This window comes from Kosakonia sp. S42, assembly GCF_016624785.1.
Lineage (GTDB): Bacteria > Pseudomonadota > Gammaproteobacteria > Enterobacterales > Enterobacteriaceae > Kosakonia > Kosakonia cowanii.
In genome coordinates, this window is sequence record NZ_JACVTW010000002.1 from 41,216 (window position 1) to 62,025 (window position 20,810).

At 53.3% G+C, this 20,810-nt stretch carries 23 protein-coding genes, 1 tRNA gene and 2 pseudogenes; 9 read left to right on the forward strand and 17 right to left on the reverse strand.

The features are described 5' to 3' along the window. Positions 1–7 precede the first annotated feature (7 nt). Positions 8–433: an IrmA family protein gene (locus tag IAE50_RS03625; RefSeq protein ID WP_200579599.1), complete on the forward strand. Its 426-nt coding sequence runs from the start codon at positions 8–10 to the stop codon at positions 431–433. A gap of 60 nt (positions 434–493) precedes the next feature. Here IAE50_RS03625 and IAE50_RS03630 read toward each other — a convergent pair whose 3' ends face one another. After that, positions 494–1,138, reverse strand: a complete 645-nt coding sequence (locus tag IAE50_RS03630; protein WP_200579600.1) for a LysE family translocator — start codon at positions 1,136–1,138, stop codon at positions 494–496. 140 nt (positions 1,139–1,278) lie between these two features. Between IAE50_RS03630 and IAE50_RS03635 the strand changes: the two genes are divergently transcribed. After that, positions 1,279–1,602, forward strand: a complete 324-nt coding sequence (locus tag IAE50_RS03635) for an NIPSNAP family protein (protein ID WP_200134961.1) — start codon at positions 1,279–1,281, stop codon at positions 1,600–1,602. Positions 1,603–1,704: 102 nt separating this feature from the next. Beyond that, positions 1,705–2,121 carry a hypothetical protein gene (locus tag IAE50_RS03640; RefSeq protein WP_200134960.1) on the forward strand — a complete coding sequence of 139 codons (417 nt, stop codon included), beginning with the start codon at positions 1,705–1,707 and terminating at the stop codon, positions 2,119–2,121. A 302-nt stretch (positions 2,122–2,423) separates the two neighbouring features. On the opposite strand, the gene IAE50_RS03645 is transcribed toward IAE50_RS03640, so the two are convergent. Together IAE50_RS03645 and IAE50_RS03650 are read right to left on the reverse strand one after the other, a co-directional pair. After that, positions 2,424–3,185 (reverse strand): hypothetical protein, encoded by a 762-nt coding sequence (locus IAE50_RS03645; RefSeq protein ID WP_200579601.1) that lies wholly within the window; start codon positions 3,183–3,185, stop codon positions 2,424–2,426. 168 nt (positions 3,186–3,353) lie between these two features. Next, positions 3,354–3,818, reverse strand: a complete 465-nt coding sequence (locus tag IAE50_RS03650) for a helix-turn-helix domain-containing protein (RefSeq protein ID WP_200134958.1) — start codon at positions 3,816–3,818, stop codon at positions 3,354–3,356. 306 nt (positions 3,819–4,124) lie between these two features. Here IAE50_RS03650 and IAE50_RS03655 point away from each other — a divergent pair. Further along, a pseudogene (locus IAE50_RS03655) lies at positions 4,125–4,557 on the forward strand (hypothetical protein). Positions 4,558–4,668: 111 nt separating this feature from the next. After that, positions 4,669–5,685 carry a hypothetical protein gene (locus tag IAE50_RS03660; protein WP_200579602.1) on the forward strand — a complete coding sequence of 339 codons (1,017 nt, stop codon included), beginning with the start codon at positions 4,669–4,671 and terminating at the stop codon, positions 5,683–5,685. Between the two features lie 107 nt (positions 5,686–5,792). Here the strand turns inward: IAE50_RS03660 and IAE50_RS03665 are convergent. The 11 genes and pseudogenes from IAE50_RS03665 to xerD form a co-directional block, all read right to left on the reverse strand. Continuing rightward, a pseudogene (locus IAE50_RS03665) lies at positions 5,793–6,014 on the reverse strand (recombinase family protein); the annotation flags it as partial. Positions 6,015–6,050: 36 nt separating this feature from the next. Then, positions 6,051–6,203: a hypothetical protein gene (locus IAE50_RS03670; protein WP_200134956.1), complete on the reverse strand. Its 153-nt coding sequence runs from the start codon at positions 6,201–6,203 to the stop codon at positions 6,051–6,053. Positions 6,204–6,279: 76 nt separating this feature from the next. After that, positions 6,280–6,708: a hypothetical protein gene (locus tag IAE50_RS03675; RefSeq protein ID WP_232045215.1), complete on the reverse strand. Its 429-nt coding sequence runs from the start codon at positions 6,706–6,708 to the stop codon at positions 6,280–6,282. Continuing rightward, positions 6,708–7,406, reverse strand: coding sequence for a hypothetical protein (locus IAE50_RS03680; RefSeq protein WP_200134955.1), 699 nt, complete (start codon positions 7,404–7,406; stop codon positions 6,708–6,710). Before IAE50_RS03680 ends, IAE50_RS03675 begins: the two co-directional genes overlap by 1 nt. Before the next feature lie 514 nt (positions 7,407–7,920). Continuing rightward, positions 7,921–7,994, reverse strand: a tRNA-Gly gene (locus tag IAE50_RS03685). 92 nt (positions 7,995–8,086) lie between these two features. Next, positions 8,087–8,821 (reverse strand): amidase activator ActS, encoded by a 735-nt coding sequence (gene actS / locus IAE50_RS03690; protein ID WP_200579603.1) that lies wholly within the window; start codon positions 8,819–8,821, stop codon positions 8,087–8,089. A 117-nt stretch (positions 8,822–8,938) separates the two neighbouring features. Next, positions 8,939–10,456: a lysine--tRNA ligase gene (gene lysS / locus IAE50_RS03695; protein WP_076769171.1), complete on the reverse strand. Its 1,518-nt coding sequence runs from the start codon at positions 10,454–10,456 to the stop codon at positions 8,939–8,941. 9 nt (positions 10,457–10,465) lie between these two features. Next, positions 10,466–11,564, reverse strand: a protein-coding gene (gene prfB / locus IAE50_RS03700; RefSeq protein ID WP_124967331.1) for a peptide chain release factor 2 whose coding sequence is annotated in 2 segments (ribosomal slippage) — positions 10,466–11,488 and positions 11,490–11,564 — 1,098 coding nt in all. Because the reading frame shifts where the segments join, the coding sequence is not laid out codon by codon here. A 91-nt stretch (positions 11,565–11,655) separates the two neighbouring features. Next, positions 11,656–13,389 (reverse strand): single-stranded-DNA-specific exonuclease RecJ, encoded by a 1,734-nt coding sequence (gene recJ / locus IAE50_RS03705; RefSeq protein ID WP_200579604.1) that lies wholly within the window; start codon positions 13,387–13,389, stop codon positions 11,656–11,658. Between the two features lie 5 nt (positions 13,390–13,394). Beyond that, positions 13,395–14,105 carry a bifunctional protein-disulfide isomerase/oxidoreductase DsbC gene (gene dsbC / locus IAE50_RS03710; RefSeq protein ID WP_042718296.1) on the reverse strand — a complete coding sequence of 237 codons (711 nt, stop codon included), beginning with the start codon at positions 14,103–14,105 and terminating at the stop codon, positions 13,395–13,397. 24 nt (positions 14,106–14,129) lie between these two features. Beyond that, a complete protein-coding gene (gene xerD / locus IAE50_RS03715) occupies positions 14,130–15,026 on the reverse strand; it encodes a site-specific tyrosine recombinase XerD (RefSeq protein ID WP_023480693.1) in 897 nt (298 codons plus the stop codon). Positions 15,027–15,125: 99 nt separating this feature from the next. On the opposite strand from xerD, the gene fldB reads away from it, so the two are divergent. Continuing rightward, positions 15,126–15,647, forward strand: coding sequence for a flavodoxin FldB (gene fldB / locus IAE50_RS03720; protein ID WP_094422004.1), 522 nt, complete (start codon positions 15,126–15,128; stop codon positions 15,645–15,647). Positions 15,648–15,664: 17 nt separating this feature from the next. Here the strand turns inward: fldB and IAE50_RS03725 are convergent, their stop codons facing one another. Both IAE50_RS03725 and sdhE read right to left on the reverse strand, forming a co-directional pair. Then, positions 15,665–16,081, reverse strand: coding sequence for a protein YgfX (locus IAE50_RS03725; RefSeq protein WP_054803578.1), 417 nt, complete (start codon positions 16,079–16,081; stop codon positions 15,665–15,667). Then, a complete protein-coding gene (gene sdhE / locus IAE50_RS03730) occupies positions 16,062–16,328 on the reverse strand; it encodes an FAD assembly factor SdhE (RefSeq protein WP_200579605.1) in 267 nt (88 codons plus the stop codon). The genes IAE50_RS03725 and sdhE overlap by 20 nt, the downstream gene beginning before the upstream one ends. A gap of 246 nt (positions 16,329–16,574) precedes the next feature. Between sdhE and ygfZ the strand changes: the two genes are divergently transcribed. After that, the gene (gene ygfZ / locus IAE50_RS03735) at positions 16,575–17,555 is read left to right on the forward strand and encodes a tRNA-modifying protein YgfZ (protein ID WP_200579606.1); all 981 of its coding nucleotides are present in this window, start codon (positions 16,575–16,577) and stop codon (positions 17,553–17,555) included. Between the two features lie 50 nt (positions 17,556–17,605). Here ygfZ and IAE50_RS03740 read toward each other — a convergent pair whose 3' ends face one another. Further along, positions 17,606–18,265, reverse strand: a complete 660-nt coding sequence (locus tag IAE50_RS03740; RefSeq protein ID WP_200579607.1) for a hemolysin III family protein — start codon at positions 18,263–18,265, stop codon at positions 17,606–17,608. Positions 18,266–18,491: 226 nt separating this feature from the next. Here IAE50_RS03740 and IAE50_RS03745 point away from each other — a divergent pair, with 226 nt between their 5' ends. Together IAE50_RS03745 and IAE50_RS03750 are read left to right on the forward strand one after the other, a co-directional pair. Next, the gene (locus IAE50_RS03745; protein ID WP_023481032.1) at positions 18,492–19,220 is read left to right on the forward strand and encodes a MurR/RpiR family transcriptional regulator; all 729 of its coding nucleotides are present in this window, start codon (positions 18,492–18,494) and stop codon (positions 19,218–19,220) included. 116 nt (positions 19,221–19,336) lie between these two features. Continuing rightward, positions 19,337–20,770 carry a 6-phospho-beta-glucosidase gene (locus IAE50_RS03750; RefSeq protein WP_042718305.1) on the forward strand — a complete coding sequence of 478 codons (1,434 nt, stop codon included), beginning with the start codon at positions 19,337–19,339 and terminating at the stop codon, positions 20,768–20,770. The last annotated feature ends 40 nt before the right edge of the window (positions 20,771–20,810 follow it).

Here is a 20,810-nt window from a genome sequence, read left to right on the forward strand (position 1 = left end):
GGAACAGATGATCTCACGCCGTTATTTGTGGCCGTTTTTACTGCCTTTTGTGATGCTAAAACCCGCGCTGGCCATTGAGATTTGGCACTCGGATACGGTATGGGCTAACCAGGGGATGTGCAGCGCAACTTTTACTCTCGATAGCGGCACGGAGCCGGTCGGCCAGCTGGATATTGGTATTGAACTGGTTAACGCACGCCAGGAAGTCGTGAGCGTGGATCACTTAGCCGTTGCGCCCTTTGGCACCTCAGAGGCCACGCGCTATCAGTCAACCTCTGCTGAAGGGGAGCACTATTGCGATGATACGTTAAGCATCCGCATTACTTCGCTCGCTGAGGTCGACAACGGCGTGCAGAAGCGGTTACCTCTTTCGCTTATCACGCCGCGCCACTTCACGCCATTTACCATCGTGACGGCGCCACGAGATAAGTAACTCCGACAGAAAAAAAGCGCGCCGGTAAGCAATAACGGCGCGCTTTTTTTGTTCTAACCCTTAGCGCTTCGTGAGCGCCAGCCGAATACCTAGCGCAATAAACGTGGTGCCGACAATGCGGTCGAGCAGCTTTTGCAGCCCTCTGTTTTGCGAAACCGCGCCCGCCGCGCTGCCCGCCAGCAGGGCGAAAGTGATATCGGTCAGGAACGCAATTAGCGCGTAAGCGAAGCCAAGAATAAGAAATGAGGCAGCATGCTGATCGCCATCCGCCACCACGAACTGCGGGAAGAATGAGATAAAGAAGAGCAGCACCTTGGGGTTGGTGAGCGTGGTGATAAACCCACGGGAGAGCAGCGTGCGGGTGGTCACTTTCCCTTTGCTGGGCGCACTCTCCTCACCCTCAGCGCGCGGTCTGGCGAATGTGCCGAGGATCATCTTACTGCCGAGGTAGAGCAGGTAGGCTGCGCCGAGGTATTTAATTACCGTAAACATCAGCGGTGAGGCGGTGATGAGCGCCGTTAACCCGACGGCGCTGGCCACGGCATGCGTACAGCTGCCCAACGCCACCCCCGCCGCGGAGATCACCCCGGCGCGACGCCCGTTAGCCACGCTTTGTCCGATGACATAAGCCATGTCCGGCCCTGGCGTCACCGACAACAGAAAAACTGACAGGGCAAACAGCCCAAAATGTGTAATATCCAGCATCACTCCCTCCCTATTCAGAAGCATAAGTTAACATCGGAATGAGGCAGTAATCCATACCTGGAATGAATAGTTATGCCGCCAGAAGAATAGTTATGCTTTTCATAACTGACCTCTGATGGCACTTAATAGGGATGAAAATTGTGAAGACGGTTGAAATATTACAATACACCTTGCGTCCGGGAAGCGCCGCGGCGTTTCACGCCATCATGCAGGAGATCAGCGTTCCCCTTCATCAGCGCCACGGCATTGATGTCGTGAGGTTCGGCAACTCATTGCACGATCCCGATTGCTACTGCCTGATCCGCGCTTTTGCCAGCCCGGAAAGTATGACTGCGGTGCTGGAGGCCTTTTATGCCAGCGATGCGTGGCGCAGTGGCCCGCGAGAAGCGATTGTGAGCAGCATTGAAACGAGCCTGAAAACGGTTATGACGCTGTCGGCGGAAGGTGTGGAAGGGCTGCGATAACTACCAGAGCCAGGGGAATGACATCAGGGCGGTGTCAGGCATAATTCGTGCTGATTCAGATTTCCCATATCCGCAGATAAGCTCACTTTTCAGAGAGACGCTATGAATACCAGGACACTGTTTTTAGGTTTTTTTCTGTTTGCCGGCTCGCTGAATAGCGCGATGGCGGACAGCTGCCGGTCTAACATTTTTGGCGGAGAGGATTGCCGCTATGACGATGGCACAACATCCAGCAGCCGCTCTAACATTTTTGGTGGGCAGGACACGAAATATAGCGACGGAAGAACCTCAAGCAGCAGAGCCAATATCTTTGGCGGCCAGGATACGAAAAACAGCGACGGTAGCTCTTCCAGCAGCCGTGCCAATATCTTTGACGGCCAGGACACGCAAAATAGCGATGGTAGCTCCTCCAGCAGTCGCGCGAATATCTTCGACGGTCAGGATACGAAAAACAGTGATGGCAGCTCTTCCAGCAGCCGTGCCAATATCTTCGGCGGCCAGGACACCACCCATAATTAATCGCTTTCCGGCACCAGTGCTGACGGGCGACGTGCTGCCTGGCGGTGCTAATGCCGCGACGCTTCGCTTTACCCGCCCGCTGTAACGGCAATAAAATCTGGCCGCAATAAGCGTCATTATATAAACGTGAAGGATGCGTTGCAGAAAGCAGGGAAATGAAGAGAGAGAAAATGCTGGAGCGGGCGAAGGGAAATCACCCCCGCTCCAAAGATCTCGTAAGCCCATGGATTTATTAACAAAAACTTGATGCATTGTAGGAGATTTTTGTAGGGGGAACTACAACTTTCTTACAATGCCATCCCTCAAAGCGGACAGTTTTCGAGACTCCGGCAAAAGTAATAGTTCTTTGAAAATGCAACAGAAATACGATTTAACTCACGTACTTTATTAACATTGATCTTAGTATCTGGAGCATTAGCAAAGAACACATGCTGAGGAGACACTGGAATAAAAGGCGTTAAACCATCACTATCTCCAGGATAGTAATCAGCAGCTAAAAACTCCCCCTTAGCAGCCGTCCATAATCCCCATCTTATTGGTTTCATGAAATGGCTAGCTTTATCGATCATCATTTGTATCTCAATACCTTTAGCGAAGTGATGCGAAAGTTCTCCACCTTCTGCAATAAATATTGCGTGCTTACTTTCCACAATCTCTTGCTGATCGATAGTTAACCCCCCTCCTGTAACACCATTAAGTAGTAAATCTTTTTTCTCATCATCTCTTGCAGACCCTCTAAGGCGCCACAAATGGAAATAACGAGTTATAGCGTCATGATTTCTATTTATGATGGTGGTATCAATACTATCGATCACCTCAAAAAATGCGGTTTCTATACTATTCATATAACCTTTTTCAGCACGTTGATCCCAAGCTCTTTTTGCACAAAAAATCGCGGCATCTGGCTTACGCTGCACCCATTGCGAAACTGATTTATCAAAAACGGAAATCTTGTTGTTTGCGTTGGCAAACTTTTTTATACAGTGTGCCGCATGGATATGTTGATCAACAGATAACTGATGAGGGTTTCTTTTTTGGACTCTTCTAAAAGTTGGCTGTGTCATGGTCTCTCTTTATCTTAAAGTGATACGGAACGCCTATGTAACGCACCTGTATTTCGAGGTTTTTTCGCCCTTCCAGAAGCAAGAAGTATGTTCAACCGGGGACAGTCAATCGTCTATATATACTGTTCATTCATACAGAATCCAGAATTTATAAACTTATACCTGACGCTACTTTCTCAGTTTGTCCCAACGCACCGCTGACACAATGCCCCAGTTGCCACTGGCATTGGGCCTACGCCATTTTGCTGTCTCAATGCTACGGAGATACTCAAGAGCTTCAGAAAACGTGCCAAAACGCTTCTGAGCCGCTTTATCACCTACGCCAAACGAGCCATCACGGGTGCTCGCCAAACCGGAGTGAAAACAGGAACCATCGGCTGCGTATGGAACCAACAGTTCCGGATCGTTATCTTCTGATGAGTCAGACGCTAACAACTGCCACGGCTCAACATTGAGAGCGTTAGCCAGCACCTCAACCGCATCCAGAGACGCATTAGAACCACCGCGTTCAATGCGGCTCATATAGCTACGTGCGAATCCACACCGATCAGCAAACGCTTCCTGGCTCATTCCGGTGGCAATGCGCAGTTCTTTTACCCGCTCGCCAAACTGTATTCTCAGAGATTTTTTCATGCACTGAATGTGCAATTTTGACCACTGTAAGGCCACGCTCCCTATGAGACATTTTGAATCCATCCTCACGTCAGCGAGCTTAGTCACTCGCATTCATCGCCTGTATCATGACAATCCTTGTTGATTCAAAAAAAACACCAATAGGGACATTTAAAACCCGATAAGTATGATGATCGTCATCGGTTGGGCATCACCAGCGTTCGCTATCAGGCGCGATGTGGTTTGGAAAGTGAGGGAATCATGGCGGGAGCAGACTTTTTATTACCGATTGCAGCGGGAGCCGCGCTTAGCTAGGCCAGCTATAATGTGGTCGCTCATGTTGTATCAAAACGGCAGATCAGCACGCTTCGCGCAATTGCATGGGGGGGCTCTGGGCACTCTCTCATTGGTGCTGGGCGTATGCGCCTTTTCCGCTGTAGGTGCAGAACAACCGCTAACAAAACAAAATGCCTTATGTTCAGGTAACAGCCCGGAATGCTATGCGAAAACGCACCACAACCCGGTCAAGGGGTGCAAACAGGTAATGGATGAGAAAGCGAATTTTCGCCATGTGTGGCAGGAAAGCGAAGCGCAATCAGTTTTCAACACTTACCTATGGCACGATGAGACAAAGAGAACGATGCAGGCATTTGGACAACGGGCTAAGGCAATCAACAGGCTGGGAATGCAGACCCCACTGCAATACTGTTGTATTTTCAACGCCAACACTGGGGACGTTATCGCGGCCTCCTTTGAATAATTTGAAGCAGATTTGACTTTAGGAGGTCAACATGCATATGGAGTTATCGATATAAAAAAGGTAGTCTCCTAAAACACAAGCACTCACATTTATTATGATAGGAAGCAAGGCATGCAAAATTTAATATTCATTGTAGAAGAAGAACTATTTGATGAGAACTCCACTGAAGATATTATCACCACTTTAATTACTAACGGAGAAGAAATTGAACTTGAAAAAACGGCAAGGAATAGCAAAAACGCCTCAGCGATAAAAAACAGAAAAGAAATAGAAGACAAAGAAAATAACATTTTAAATAATCAATTTGCAAGTTTATCACTTGCTATAGCAGCCCGATTACTCCCATTGCCTATTGCAGTCCTCGTTAACGCAGCTCCAGCCGCATACTCATTATATCAATTATTCTCAAAAAAAGATGAAGGTGATATTTCAGCAGTCAACCTTAAACAATCAGCAAATTCATTTGATAAATATTTAAAACGTATAAGCATAACACCAGAAATGGCAGCGCATAAAAATTACCATTTTCAACCTGGGCACCCTCAAGTTAACTTAGCATATATTAGGCATCCACTTTCAGAATATAACGAAACTAAAAAAAACTTATACATCCCAAGTGATAACCTTGATGATATTTTACTACAAGAACGTGAAGCCGAAATGGTTAGAGTATTTGTAACCCTAGGTGCAACCAAGATTGAATTTCATAAAGAAAGCTTAGAAAAAAAATCAAATTCAGTAAGAGCAAAACTGGAGGGTGGCATTCCTTACGGTTCAGGCGAGGCCGAAATATCAACTAATTCAGCCTCTATAGGAATTGATACAAATAAACGAGTAATTAAATTATCTGAACGTCAATGGAAGCAAGACACTCAAATAGATAGATCACAGTTTAGTTGGTTATCATTTGAGCCTTCATGGGAGGCAATTGTATTTGCAAGAGAAAACGGTGGATGTCTTAGTGCAGAGTTAGAACTGAAAAAGAAAACTGTTTTTTCTTCAAGCCAAGAGGGGAAAGCAGGAATTGGTGCCAATCTGTTTAATGGTTCGGCAAGTGCAGGAGTGACACTTAATAATGAGGAAGACGAAATCTATACGGTGCATGTAGAATTTAGCAAACCTGTTTAAAATTCACATCAAATTTTAGAGTTAACTTAAATAATCGCTGACGGCTATCGATTACTTATTGCAATAGCTGTCAGCTAGCAGCCACATAAAATAACCCATTCAATAACTCAAACAATAGCCACTATCGTTGCTCTAGAAACGCCGTATTTACGCGCTAAAGCACTGACACTGTTTCCAATATTCTTTTTCTCGATAATCGATCTACGGGCTTCTGTGGCGACTTTGGACGGTCTTCCCAGCTTCTTCCCTTCGACTTTTGACCGCGACAAACCCGCTTGGGTCCGCTCAATCAGCAGATCACGATCCATCTCCGCAACCGCTGCCAGCATAAAAGGATTCAGAGCTTACGGCTGGTCATCATCCCCCTACCGGTGAGGTTCAGTATCGGTGCTTTCTTCATCCTCCATCATGGATTCGATAAAAGCCCGTTGCTCTGGTGTCAACTCCAGCTCATCCAACCGCTGCTGGAGTTCGACATTCTGGCGCTTCCCTGCGTCTTTTTTTTTGCCGTAGCCCATGTCCGGCCCGATTTTAGCATTAGGATTAATCTCAGACTATCAATCATGCCGGGTCGGTTCAACCAGTAGCGGACATTCAGTTATTCAGTTCCTTAGTTAGTTCTGCTTCACCAGTAGCAGCATCAAAGCGCAGGTAAAAGAGATCACTATTCATCTGCTCAGGCTTCATCCATATCTCCGCCTCCTTCGAACCGCCTTTCTGTCTGGTGTAGCCCAGCTTAGTCAAATAAGCCCTCAATACCCCGACGTCAGATACTCCCCTAAAAATGATCGTGCTTGACGGGGCGTATCCATCTCCGGGGTGCGACTCAAAGTAATAATCGTTCGATATACGCGGAGCCTTTTCAATATCTTTATCAGTCAGGGAGTGATAATTGAAATAATCATTTTCAGTGTATGTGGTAGCTTCATTGATACCGGATGCAACAAAATAGACAAATAGCCAGCAGAGGATAACAACCGTAATTAATACCAAGACGCTCCATTTAAAGAATTTACAAATCATCACTTCACCTTTGTGTAACCAAGTGACATTCCATTGTCTGTAATAACTTTGACAACACCAGAGGTAAGATCGTCCCACGGCCTCAGACATGTCATAAAATGCGGTAGGTTCACCGTATACGGCTGGTGACGCACACACGGATCTTCCGGGTCAGGGAACAGAATCGGACGGAAACCATGATTTTTATGGGAACCAATAGCACCGTAATGATCCCAGCGACGAACAGCGGCATCATAACTGACAGGTTTAAGGCGGTAGCCGTACCGTCCCGGCATGATAGCTCGATGGAATCCGAACAGATCAGAAACCAAGTCTTCACCACTAAAGCCACTATCAGTGTACCAAGAGAAAGCTCGTAGGCTTTGTAAGCCTTCAAATCGAGCTGCTGTGTTCATCATCATCGCCAGCATGATTCTGTTAATGTCTTCGGTACTCCGGCCACGTTTAATCTCCCAACGAGAGAACTTGCCTACGCCGAATTGTGAATTGAATTTCACAAAGTGCATATCCTGCCGATACATCACTATGTAGGAAGGCTTACCGCTACGCTCCCCCGCGATAAACTGGCTTTTAAGCTCCATGATATCACTACCACGAGCATGCCCCATGTCAACCCAGCCAAGCACCTCAGTATAAACGATCCCCCTGCGCAAAACGTCAAACTGCTCCCCATCCTTTATCTCCGCTCTGGTGCTCATTTTTCCATCTCCTTGATAGATTTATGTTGCCAATGTTATAGCCTATTTTTAAGCCAGTCCAGACGGCAGGAAAAGCAAGCCTAATGCCCGATTGGTGATACAACATCAAGCGGAGCGCAGCGACATCATCAGGGTTATGTCAGACAGCGGGGTTTATCAGGGCGCTCGTGTATCGCTAAGGAACCGTGAGCCAGACAGAGACAGAGCCTGCATATCGTTCGCAGGTACGAAATCACCATAAACCTGTTTATCCCCTGCAACATCATCTCGACGCGTGGCATAAAGGAGCATCGGGCGAAATGCGCCTCGCTGTAAGTCTCAGGGAATCGTGCCGTGTGTGCGGCTTTCAGTTCATGTTGGGCTATCGCGGGATGACCAGTGGAACGACCGCCAGCGCTTTGCTAAACGCCCTGTTCACCGTTCAAAAAATCGCGGCAACTATCAGGGTAAATAGCGGTGCTTTGGTCACATTGCCTTAGATCTAACTCGTTGAGTCATAAGACTTTTAAAGGACTGGAGCGGGCGAAGGGAATCGAACCCTCGTATAGAGCTTGGGAAGCTCTCGTTCTACCATTGAACTACGCCCGCTTTCGAAGTGCTCAGGCATTATAGACCTTACATCGCGTCTGACAACCCACCGATGCGCTAACAGGTTAATTTCTCGCCTGTTAGCGCGCAGATTAACACTTCGGTACGCTGCCCTGCGGCGGTAAGTAGCGCAGCGGATCGATGGCCGTCGCGCGATAGCGCAGCTGGAAGTGCAGACGCACGGAGTCGGCGTCGCTGCTGCCCATGGTGGCAATCTTCTGCCCGGATTTAACGCTCTGGCCGTTATTCACCAGCAGCGTCTCATTGTGCGCATAGGCGGTGATGTAATCTTCGCTGTGCTTAATCATGATCAGGTTGCCATAGCCGCGCAGCTGGCTGCCGACATAGACCACTTTCCCGGCACCGGCGGCGTAGATCGGCTGCCCGCGCGCCCCGGCGATATCAATACCTTTATTACCGCCATCAGAGTTGGAATAGGTGAGGATCACTTTCCCGCTGGTCGGCCAGCGCCAGCAGCGTTGCCCAACGGGCGGCCAGGAGGCTTGCGGCACCGACGAAGAAGGCCGCGCTTTCGCCAGCTTGCCGGAGGAGGAGGAGCCTTTCGACGCCCCTTTCACCTTCAGCCGCTGCCCCACTTCGATGGTGTAGGGCGGCGAAATGCCGTTCATGCTCGCCAGCTCTTTTACGCTGGTACCGGTGATGCGCGAAATGCGGTACAGGGTATCGCCGCGCTTGACCGTGTAGGTCGCGCCTGCGTAGCTTCCGGTTGAATTATTCCCCGCACAGCCCGCCAGCAGCAGCGAAAATGCCAGGCATATGACCATGCAAAATGGGTTTTTCATCAGGCGTCCTGCGCGCAAAACCATTCCTCGAATAAATTAACTGGCGACATATCATAGCAGCCATACGTGGGATGCCAACCCTTTCACAGGGCAATAAAAAAGCCCCGGCGCGTGAACGTCGGGGCTTCTGGCGATTAGCGGTTATTTAACCGGACGCATCGCCGGGAAGAGGATCACGTCGCGGATGGTGTGGCTGTTGGTAAACAGCATTACCATACGGTCGATACCGATGCCCAGACCCGCCGTCGGCGGCAAACCATGCTCCAGCGCGGTGACATAGTCTTCGTCATAGAACATCGCTTCGTCATCGCCCGCGTCTTTCGCTGCCACCTGGTCGGCGAAACGCTTGGCCTGATCTTCAGCATCGTTCAGCTCGCTAAAGCCGTTACCGATTTCACGGCCGCCGATAAAGAACTCAAAGCGGTCGGTGATTTCCGGGTTGTCGTCGTTACGGCGCGCCAGCGGAGAGACCTCTGCCGGGTATTCGGTGATGAAGGTCGGCTGAATCAGGTGCGCTTCCGCCACTTCTTCAAAGATCTCGGTCACGATACGGCCCAGACCCCAGCTCTTCTCAACTTTGATACCGATGCTTTCAGCAATCGCTTTCGCACTGTCGAAGTTATCCAGATCGCCCATCTCGGTTTCCGGACGGTACTTCTTGATCGCTTCGCGCATGGTCAGCTTCTCAAACGGCTTGCCGAAGTCGAACACCTGCTCGCCGTAAGGCACTTCGGTGGTGCCGAGAATATCCTGCGCCAGCGTACGGAACAGGGATTCGGTGAGCTCGATCAGATCTTTATAATCCGCATACGCCATATAGAGCTCCATCATGGTGAACTCTGGGTTATGGCGTACGGAGATGCCTTCGTTACGGAAGTTACGGTTGATTTCGAACACGCGATCGAAGCCGCCGACCACCAGACGCTTGAGATAAAGCTCCGGCGCGATACGCAGGTACATGTCGAGATCGAGCGCGTTGTGATGGGTGATAAACGGACGCGCAGAGGCACCGCCCGGGATCACCTGCATCATCGGGGTTTCCACTTCCATAAAGTCGCGGTTGACCATGAACTGGCGAATGCCGGCCATGATGCGAGAGCGAATTTTGAAGGTGTTGCGTGACTCTTCGTTAGCGATCAGATCAAGGTAGCGCTGACGATAGCGCGCTTCCTGATCCTGCAGGCCGTGGAACTTGTCCGGCAACGGGCGCAGGGCTTTGGTCAGCAGACGCAGCTCGGTGCAGTGGATCGACAGCTCGCCGGTCTTGGTCTTGAACAGCTTGCCGCGCGCGCCGAGGATATCGCCGAGATCCCACTTTTTGAACTGCTCGTTGTAGATGCCTTCCGCCAGATCGTCACGGGAAACATAGAGCTGAATACGACCGCCCACATCCTGCAACGTGACAAAGGAGGCTTTGCCCATAATGCGGCGCGTCATCATACGACCCGCAACGGCAACTTCGATGCCGAGCGCTTCCAGCTCTTCATTCTCTTTGCCGTCGAATTCGGCGTGCAGCTTGTCAGAGGTCTGGTCACGACGGAAGTCGTTCGGGAACGGAACGCCCTGCTCGCGCAACAGCGCCAGCTTCTCACGGCGGGTTTTCAGTTCATTATTAAGATCGACTGCCGCGTCAGCGCCCTGTGCTTGTTGTTCAGACATGTTGGTTCCTCATAGCCCTGCTTTCAAACTTGCTTCAATAAATTGATCCAGGCTGCCGTCCAGCACCGCCTGCGTGTTGCGGGTTTCAACCCCGGTGCGCAGATCTTTGATGCGGGAGTCATCCAGGACATAAGAACGGATCTGGCTGCCCCAGCCGATGTCGGACTTGGTATCTTCCATCGCCTGCTTCTCGGCATTTTTCTTCTGCATCTCCAGCTCATAAAGCTTCGCTTTCATCTGCTTCATGGCCTGGTCTTTGTTTTTATGCTGAGAGCGGTCATTCTGGCACTGCGTGACCAACCCGGTCGGAATGTGGGTAATACGCACCGCGGATTCAGTACGGTTAACGTGCTGACCGCCCGCGCCGGAGGCACGGTAAACGTCGATACGCAGGTCAGCCGGGTTGATTTCGATATCGATATCGTCATCCACTTCCGGGTAGACAAACGCGGAGCTGAACGAGGTGTGGCGACGGCCGCCGGAGTCAAACGGGCTTTTACGCACCAGACGGTGCACGCCGGTTTCGGTACGAAGCCAGCCGTAGGCGTAATCACCAATGATCTTGATGGTAACGGATTTGATCCCCGCCACTTCACCTTCGGACTCTTCGATGATTTCGGTTTTGAAGCCGCGTGCTTCGGCCCAGCGCAGATACATGCGCGTCAGCATGCTGGCCCAGTCCTGCGCTTCGGTACCGCCGGAGCCGGCCTGAATATCGAGGTAGCAGTCGGCGCTGTCGTACTCGCCGGAGAACATGCGGCGGAATTCAAGCTGCGCCAGCTTCTCTTCCAGCCCGTCCAGCTCGGCGACGGCCTCGTTGAAGGTCTCTTCATCGTCGGCTTCAACGGCCAGTTCCAGCAGGCCCGCAACATCTTCCAGCCCCTGGCGCATCTGATCCAGCGTCTCAACGATAGCTTCGAGCGAGGAGCGCTCTTTGCCGAGCGCCTGTGCGCGCTCTGGCTCATTCCATACGTCCGGCTGTTCCAGCTCGGCGTTTACTTCTTCCAGACGCTCTTTCTTGGCGTCATAGTCAAAGATACCCCCTAAGAACGTCGGAGCGCTCCGTGAGGTCCTGAATGCGATTTTTTACCGGATTAATTTCAAACATGGTCTGTTTTCTTTTATTGGACTTGTCAAAAAGCGGTGATAAGGGCGAGATTCTACCGGATCTATGCCCTTATTTGTAGCGAATAGTGGCGCTAAAGTGGCCAGAGGTTTTCGATGATCAGCTGCACGCTACGGTTGCCGCGAAACTCGTTAACATCGAGTTTATAAGCGATTTTCACCTGCCGTACGCCGTTGTCCGGCCAGATGGCGGTATCGACGTTAAAGGCGATCCCGTCGAGCAGCGGACCGCCGCCAACCGGCTCCAGCATCACTTTTAAATGCCGCTCGCCCACCAGCCGCTGCTGCAACAGGCGAAACTCGCCGTCGAACATCGGTTCCGGGAACATCTGCCCCCACGGGCCCGCCTCGCGCAGCATCTCTGCCACTTCAAGCGTCATCTCCTGGGCGCTAAGCGGCCCGTCGGAGAGAATTTCACCCTGCAGCAGCGCCGGGTCGAGCCACTCGGTGACCAGATCGCCAAAGCGCTGCTGGAAGGCGTCAAAATTGGCCTCTTCAAGCGTTAATCCGGCCGCCATCGCGTGGCCGCCGAACTTCAGCATCATGCCGGGGTAGAGCGTGTCGAGCCGCTCCAGCGCATCGCGCATATGCAGCCCCTGAATGGAGCGCCCGGAGCCTTTCAGCACGCCTTCACCGGCGGGCGCAAAGGCGATAACCGGGCGATGAAAGCGCTCTTTAATGCGCGACGCCAGAATGCCGACCACGCCCTGATGCCACTCGGGATGGTACATCGCCAGCCCGCCGGGCAGCGTCTCACTGCTGCGCTCAAGCTGCTCGCACAGGGTTAGCGCTTCCGCCTGCATGCCCTGTTCAATCTCTTTGCGCGTCTGGTTGAGCGCATCGAGATCGCTTGCCAGCTGGCGCGCTTCGCCAAGGTTGTCGCACAGCAGCAGCGCTACGCCGACGGACATATCATCCAGACGCCCGGCGGCATTGAGGCGCGGGCCGAGCGCGAAGCCGAGATCGCTTGCCGCCAGCTTGTGCGCCTCGCGGTTGGCAATCTCAAGCAGCGCTTTAATACCTGGGCGACAGCGGCCGGCGCGAATACGGCTCAGCCCCTGCCAGGTCAAAATACGGTTATTGGCATCCAGCGGCACAACGTCCGCCACCGTGCCCAGCGCCACCAAATCGAGCAACTCAGCAAGGTTTGGCATCGCAATGCCGCGCGCCTCAAACCAGCCGTTGTCGCGCAGAAAGGCACGCAGCGCCAGCATCAGATAGAAGGCGACGCCGACACCTGCCAGCGATTTCGACGGGAAGTCGCAGTCGCGCAGGTTGGGGTTAACAATCGCCTCGGCCTCGGGCAGCGTGTCGCCGGGCAGATGGTGATCGGTAACGACAACCGGAATACCCAATTCATGCGCACGGGCAACGCCCGCATGGGAGGAGATGCCGTTATCCACGGTCAGGATCAGCTGCGCGCCGCGGGCATGGGCCTGATCGACCACTTCCGGGCTGAGGCCGTAGCCATCATCAAAGCGGTTCGGCACCAGGTAGCTGACGTTGTCGCAGCCCAACGAGCGCAGCGCCAGCACGCTTAACGCGGTGCTGGTTGCGCCGTCGGCGTCAAAATCCCCGACCACGATAATGCGCAGCCCTTCGCGCATGGCGTTGTAGAGGTGCATAACCGCATCATCGATGCCGGTCAGCTGCTGCCAGGGAAGCATCCCTTTTACGCTGCGTTCCAGATCGCGGTCGCTCTTTACGCCGCGGCTGGCATATAAGCGACGCAGTAGCGGCGGGAGCGAATCCGCCAGCACTGCCGCGTCATCCACCTCACGGCGGCGAAGTTGTATCTCAGCTTTCACGGGAATTACTTACCGCCCGTCGCTTTCTGGTGCTGGTCGAGGAAGGCTTTCATCTCGGCGGGTGCCTGGTAGCCCGGCACAACGTAGCCATCGTTCAGCACAATGGCTGGCGTACCGTTTACGCCAAACTGCACGCCCAGCGCGTAGTGGTTAGCGATGCTGATATCGCAGCTCGCAGGCTTAACGCCTTTGCCCGCCATCGCATCATCAAAGGCTTTCTTCGGATCTTTCGCGCACCAAATCGCCTTCATCTCTTTTTCCACCTCGCTCGGCACGCCCTGGCGCGGGAAGGCGAGGTAACGCACGGTAATACCCAGTGCGTTGTAGTCGGCCATTTCGCTGTGCAGCTTCTGGCAGTAGCCGCAGGTGATGTCGGTAAAGACGGTGATGACGTGCTTCTCTTGCGGCGCTTTGTAGACAATCATCTCTTTTTCCAGCGCGTTGAGATGCGGCAGCAGCATTTTGCTGGTGACGTTGACCGGCTGCGCGCCGCTGACGTCATACATCGGCCCCTGAATAATATGTTTGCCATCTTCAGTGACATAGAGCACGCCGCTGTTGGTCATCACGGCTTTCATTCCGGCAACGGGAGCGGGCATGATGTCGGAACTCTGTACACCCAGCTTCGCCAGCGACTGCTTAATCGCCGCATCATCGGCATGGGCCGCGCCAGTGAACGCAGCCAGCAGGGTGAACATGATTAAACCTTTTTTCATAACAGATCCTTAGATTGTCAGCACTCACGCCCGCGGGTGGTGCTGTTGATGAAGCTTGCGCAGCCGCTCGGTGGCGACATGCGTGTAAATTTGCGTTGTCGAGAGATCCTGGTGCCCCAGCAGCATCTGCACCACGCGCAGATCCGCGCCGTGGTTGAGCAGATGCGTGGCAAAAGCATGACGCAGGACGTGGGGCGAGAGCTTTTCGCTGTCGATCCCCGCAAGCACCGCGTAGTGCTTGATGCGATGCCAGAAGGTCTGGCGCGTCATCTGCTGGCCGCGCTGGCTCGGGAACAGCACATCGATCGAAGCACCGTTAAGTAGCCACGGACGCCCATATTCAAGATAGTGCTCAACCCAGTAGATCGCCTCTTCGCCCAGCGGCACCAGGCGCTCTTTGTTGCCTTTACCGATAACCCGCAGCACGCCCTGGCGCAGGCTGATATCACTCATCGTCAGCCCCACCAGCTCCGTCACGCGAAGACCGGTCGCATACAACACCTCAAGCATGGCTTTATCGCGTAACTCCAGCGGTTGGTCAACCACCGGCGCCTGCAACAACCGCCCAACCTGCGTTTCGCTTAAGTCTTTCGGCAGGCGCTGCGGCAGCTTAGGGGAGGCCAGTTGAGCGCTCGGGTCATCCTGGCGCAGCTTTTCGCGATAGAGATACTGGAAAAAACGCCGCACGGCGCTCAGCAGACGCGCCGAACTCGTGGCTTTATAACCGCCTTCGACGCGTTCGGCGAGCAGCGCTTGTAGCTCATCGCTCTGCGCGCGCTCCAGACTGCTGCCCCGATGATGAAGCCATTCCACGACCCCCTTCAGATCGCGACGATAGGCGCTGAGGGTGTTTTCCGCCAGGTTGTTCTCCAGCCAGAGCGCATCAAGAAATTGTTCGATACGTGCGAGATCTTCTTCCATCCGCCCTCTCCTTCTCTCAATCGCTGCATTATGCCTGATTGAGACCTGATTCTGGTACACTGCGTGCAAAGACACATCAAGAACCGAGATGTTTACGTTATGAATATTGGTCTGTTTTATGGTTCCAGCACCTGCTACACCGAAATGGCGGCGGAGAAAATTCGCGACATCATCGGGCCGGAACTGGTCACGCTACACAACCTGAAAGACGATGCTCCCGCCCTGATGGAGCAGTACGATGCGCTGATCCTCGGCATTCCGACCTGGGATTTTGGCGAACTGCAGGAAGACTGGGAGGCCGTCTGGGAGACGCTCGACACGCTCAACCTTGATGGCAAAATTGTGGCGCTCTACGGTATGGGCGACCAGCTCGGCTACGGCGAATGGTTCCTCGACGCGCTGGGCATGCTGCATGACAAGCTGGCACCGAAAGGCGTTAGCTTCGTCGGCTACTGGCCAACCGAAGGCTACGAGTTTACCAGCAACAAACCGGTTATTGCCGACGGGCAGCTGTTTGTCGGCCTGGCGCTGGATGAGACCAACCAGTATGACCTGAGCGACGCGCGCCTCGAAGCCTGGTGCGAGCAGATCCTGACAGAGATGGCAGAGCGCTTCGCCTGATCCCTGCGATAAAGCCTTTAGTGCAGACCCTGCGCCGGTTTTTGTAAAATCATCCGGCGCAGATCGCGCCACTCCTGCGCATCCATACTGTCTGATGCCAGCCAGAGATGCTGCCGACGCCCATCTTCTTCGCGACGCAAACGCAGCATCATCCCGCTACGCAGCATCCAGGGCGTACCGACAATATCCCACTCTTCGCCCTGCCAGCGCAGGCGGGAATCCATCAGCAGCTTAATCTCGCCATGACAGGCGTTGATGCGCCGTTGGCTCCGTACGGAGTCAAACACCACCAGCGAAAGCAGCAGCAGCCATACCGGCGTGTAGCTCAGCGGCCAGGGCATCAGCAAGATGAGTGCGGCTACGAATCCATGGAGCAATAAGGAGAGCCACTGTGCGCGCCAGGAGACGCGTAACTCAGATTGCCACAGGACCACGATCCCGATTCCGTGTCTGGATTAACTGCACCATTCTTTGCAACTCCGCATCCTGTGGCTTGCCGTGGTTCATAAGCCAGTTAAATAAATCGGGATCATCATTTTCCAGCAGGCGGACAAAGAGACGTTTGTCATTATCGCTTAGCGAATCGTACTCATGTTCGAAAAAAGGCATGATGGAAATATCGAGCTCGCGCATTCCGCGACGGCACGCCCAGTGAATACGGGCCTTGTTAGTAATATCCATGTGTATCTCCCTGTTCGGCATGATGGGCACATTGTAACGTGTTTTTAATATATCTTTTGCGGAATATTTCACTGCACGGGCTGGCTTCCAGAATAATTCGCCTTCTCTGCAACGATTTCATTCCGCTGCGTAATATCTCGCAATGCCATCACAATGGCACAAATCGCATGCTTTATCGCTTGCAATGGACACCGGCTCTTTTACCATTAACACCCAACACAGCGTTAAGCTAATCAGGACATTAATATGGCTTTTACTCCTTTTCCTCCGCGCCAGCCGACCGCTTCTTCACGTCTGCCGCTGACGCTTATGACGCTCGATGACTGGGCGCTGGCAACCATTACCGGGGCCGATAGCGAGAAGTATCTGCAGGGCCAGGTGACGGCAGATGTCTCGACACTGGCGGCCAATCAGCATCTGCTGGCGGCGCACTGTGATTCTAAAGGCAAAATGTGGAGCAATATGCGGTTGTTCCACGATAAAGAGGGGTTCGCGTGGCTGTTGCGTCGCAGCGTGCGTGAAACCCAGCTGCGCGAGCTGAAAAAATATGCCGTCTTCTCCAAAGTGACTATCGCTGCGGACGACGAGCGCGTTCTGCTTGGTGTGGCCGGTTTCCAGGCGCGGGCCGCGCTGGCGAATCTCTTCTCCACCCTGCCGGAGAGCGAAAATCAGGTCGTGCAGGAGGGTGAAACCACGCTGCTGTGGTTTGCTCATCCCGCTGAACGCTTCCTGTTAGTGACCGATGCCGCCACGGCCGAAATGGTCACCGAGAAGCTGCGCGGCGAAGCTCAGCTCAATAACAGCCAGCAGTGGCTGGCACTGAATATCGAAGCGGGTCTGCCGGTCATTGATGAAGCGAATGTCGCGCAGTTTATTCCGCAGGCGACCAACCTGCAGGCGCTGGGCGGCATCAGCTTTAAGAAAGGGTGCTATACCGGCCAGGAGATGGTGGCGCGAGCAAAATTCCGCGGAGCCAATAAACGCGCGCTGTGGTACCTGGCAGGAACCGCCAGCCGCGTTCCGGAAGCGGGAGAAGATCTCGAGCGTAAGATGGGCGACAACTGGCGTCGTACCGGCACCGTACTGGCTGCCGCGCAGCTGGATGACGGCCGCGTGATTGTTCAGGTGGTGATGAATAATGATATGGAGCCGGACAGCGTGTTCCGCGTGCGCGAGGATGCTAATACGTTGAGCATTGCGCCGCTGCCCTACTCGCTCGAAGAGTAAGCGGTTCTGAGCCGGGCAAGGCATCTGCCCGCCCGGCCACCACGCAGGGTTTAAATCTGGCCGACGTAAAGATAGATGGCGAGGAAGTGGCAGACGCTCCCGCCAAGGACAAAGCCGTGCCAGATGGCATGGTTGTAGGGAATACGTTTACAGACGTAAAAAATGACGCCAAGCGAGTAGATCAGGCCGCCCACGGCAAGCAGCGTGACGCCGCCCGGTGAAAGACGCGTGGCAAGCTGGTAAATCACCACCAGCGAGAGCCAACCCATCGCCAGGTAGGTGACCAGTGACAGCACCTTAAAGCGGTGCGCGATCGTCAGCTTAAACAGGATGCCCAGCAGCGCGAGGCCCCAGATAACCACCATCAGCCCGCGTGCCAGCGGTGAATCCAGGCCGACCAGCAGGAACGGCGTGTAGGTACCCGCAATCAGCAGATAGATGGCGCAGTGGTCAAATTTCTTCAGCCATATTTTGGCGCGGGGATGCGGAATGGCGTGATAGAGCGTCGACGCCAGAAACAGCAGGATCATGCTGCCGCCATAAAGCGCGTAACTGGTGATGGCAAGGGTGCTGGCATGGGCGTCAACTGCTTGTCCCAGCAGCAGCACCAGCCCGACAATCCCGAACACCAGCCCGATACCGTGGCTGATGCTGTTGGCAATCTCCTCTGCCAGTGTATATCCCTTTGCGATTAATGGTTTTTTGACCATAGGTAACTCCAGGAGAACTCAAAAACGTTGCGCTACTAGAGTAACTGAGAATAATTCCAGTGCACACCTGTACGCTAAAATATTTCGCCTATCCATACCCCACTGCCTGCGGATCGGCTAAAAGTCGGGGCGCGCGAGCCGCAGTTGTGGCAGCATGAGGCACATTTGCAGGCAGGCTCGACAAGGGCTGGCTACATTATCAGCAGCAAAGGACACCGCCGTGACGATGTTTACCCACTCCGCCATCGCCAGCCTCAACACCCTGGAGATGATGGTCTACAACTTTGTGGTCAAAAACCGCGACAAAGTGATGTACATGACGATCCGCGAACTGGCCGATGCGGCGGGCGTCTCAACCACCACGGTGCTGCGCTTTTGCCGCAAGCTTAACTGCGAGGGGTATTCGGAATTTCGCGTGCGCTTTAAATTGTATCTGGAGCAGAACGAGCCGCCGCAGGCTAATTTCGGTGCCAGCGAAGTAATCAGCTTTTTTAAAAGCGTTAATAACGACGAATTCGATAAATTACTCGATAGCACCGTCGACATCATATTATCCTCCGAGCGTATTATCTTCGTCGGAGCGGGCACTTCAGGGGCGCTGGCGAAATATGGCGCACGATTTTTCTCAAATATTGGCAAATTCAGTAACCATATCGACGACCCCTATTTCCCGGTGACTAATGATATGGCAAAAAACGCGCTGGCAATTGTGCTCTCTGTCTCCGGCGAAACTGAGGAGATCCTGCGTTTTGCCAGCCAGTTCAGTTTGCATCACTGCAAAGTTCTCTCGATTACCAGCCATGAACATTCCCGTCTGGCGAAACTGGCGGATTACAATATCTCCTGGCACGTGCCGCAAATGCGTATTTCCGGCGGGTACGATATTACGACGCAAATCCCGGTGGTTTATATTCTCGAGTCGCTGGGGCGTAAACTGGCGAAGAAAATAGCATAAAAAAACAGGGTGTTTTTTCGGTGTAACAAATTACCGCAGCGGCAATTTGTTATATCGTGACATTCATTTCCCCTTTGCTAGACTCGTTGGCAGCCAATATGACGAGAAGAGCAACGATGAAAAAATTGACCTTACCGAAAGATTTCTTGTGGGGCGGCGCCGTTGCCGCGCATCAGGTAGAAGGCGGCTGGAATAAAGGCGGCAAAGGCCCGAGCATCTGCGACGTACTGACCGGCGGCGCACACGGCGTTCCGCGTGAAATCACGTCGCAAGTGGAAGCGGGAAAATACTACCCGAACCATGAGGCCGTTGATTTTCATGGTCATTACAAAGAGGACATCAAACTCTTTGCCGAGATGGGCTTCAAATGTTTCCGAACTTCAATTGCCTGGACCCGCATCTTCCCGCAGGGCGATGAGTTGCAGCCCAATGAAGAGGGTCTGAAGTTCTACGACGATGTGTTTGATGAGCTGCTGAAGTACAACATCGAGCCGGTCATTACCCTCTCTCACTTTGAGATGCCGCTGCACCTGGTGCAGGAGTACGGCGGCTGGACCAACCGTAAAGTGGTTGATTTCTTTGTGCGTTTCGCCGAAGTGGTGTTTGAGCGCTACAAGAACAAGGTCAAATACTGGATGACCTTCAACGAGATCAACAACCAGCGCAACTGGCGCGCGCCGCTGTTCGGCTACTGCTGCTCCGGCGTGGTCTATACCGACCACGAAAACCCGGAAGAGACGATGTACCAGGTGCTGCATCACCAGTTTGTCGCCAGCGCGATGGCGGTGAAGATTGGTCACCGCATTAACCCGTCGATGCAGATTGGCTGCATGCTGGCGATGGTGCCGCTCTATCCCTTCTCCTGTAAGCCTGAAGATGTGATGTATGCGCAGGAATCAATGCGCGAGCGTTATGTCTTTACCGATGTTCAGCTGCGCGGTTACTACCCCTCCTACGTACTTAACGAGTGGGAGCGTCGCGGCTTTAACATCAAAATGGAAGCCGGTGATGAAGCGATCCTGCGCGAAGGGTGCTGCGACTACCTGGGCTTCAGCTATTACATGACCAACGCGGTAAAAGCCGAAGGCGGCTCGGGTGATGCGCTCTCCGGTTTCCAGGGCAGCGTGCCGAACCCGCATGTGAAAGCCTCCGACTGGGGCTGGCAGATTGACCCGGTTGGCCTGCGCTACGCTCTTTGCGAGCTCTATGAGCGCTACCAGAAACCGCTGTTTATCGTTGAAAACGGCTTTGGCGCGTACGACAAAGTCGAAGAGGATGGCAGCATTAACGATGATTACCGCATCGATTATCTGCGCGCGCATGTGAAAGAGATGGTCGAAGCCGTCACCTATGATGGCGTGGATCTGATGGGTTACACCCCGTGGGGCTGCATTGACTGCGTCTCCTTCACCACCGGCCAGTACAGCAAGCGCTACGGCTTTATCTACGTGAACAAGCACGACGACGGCACCGGCGATATGTCGCGCTCACGCAAGAAGAGCTTTAACTGGTACAAAGAAGTGATCGCCAGCAACGGCGAGAACGTGTGATCGATTGAGGCGTTGCCGGATGGCGGCTACGCCTTATCCG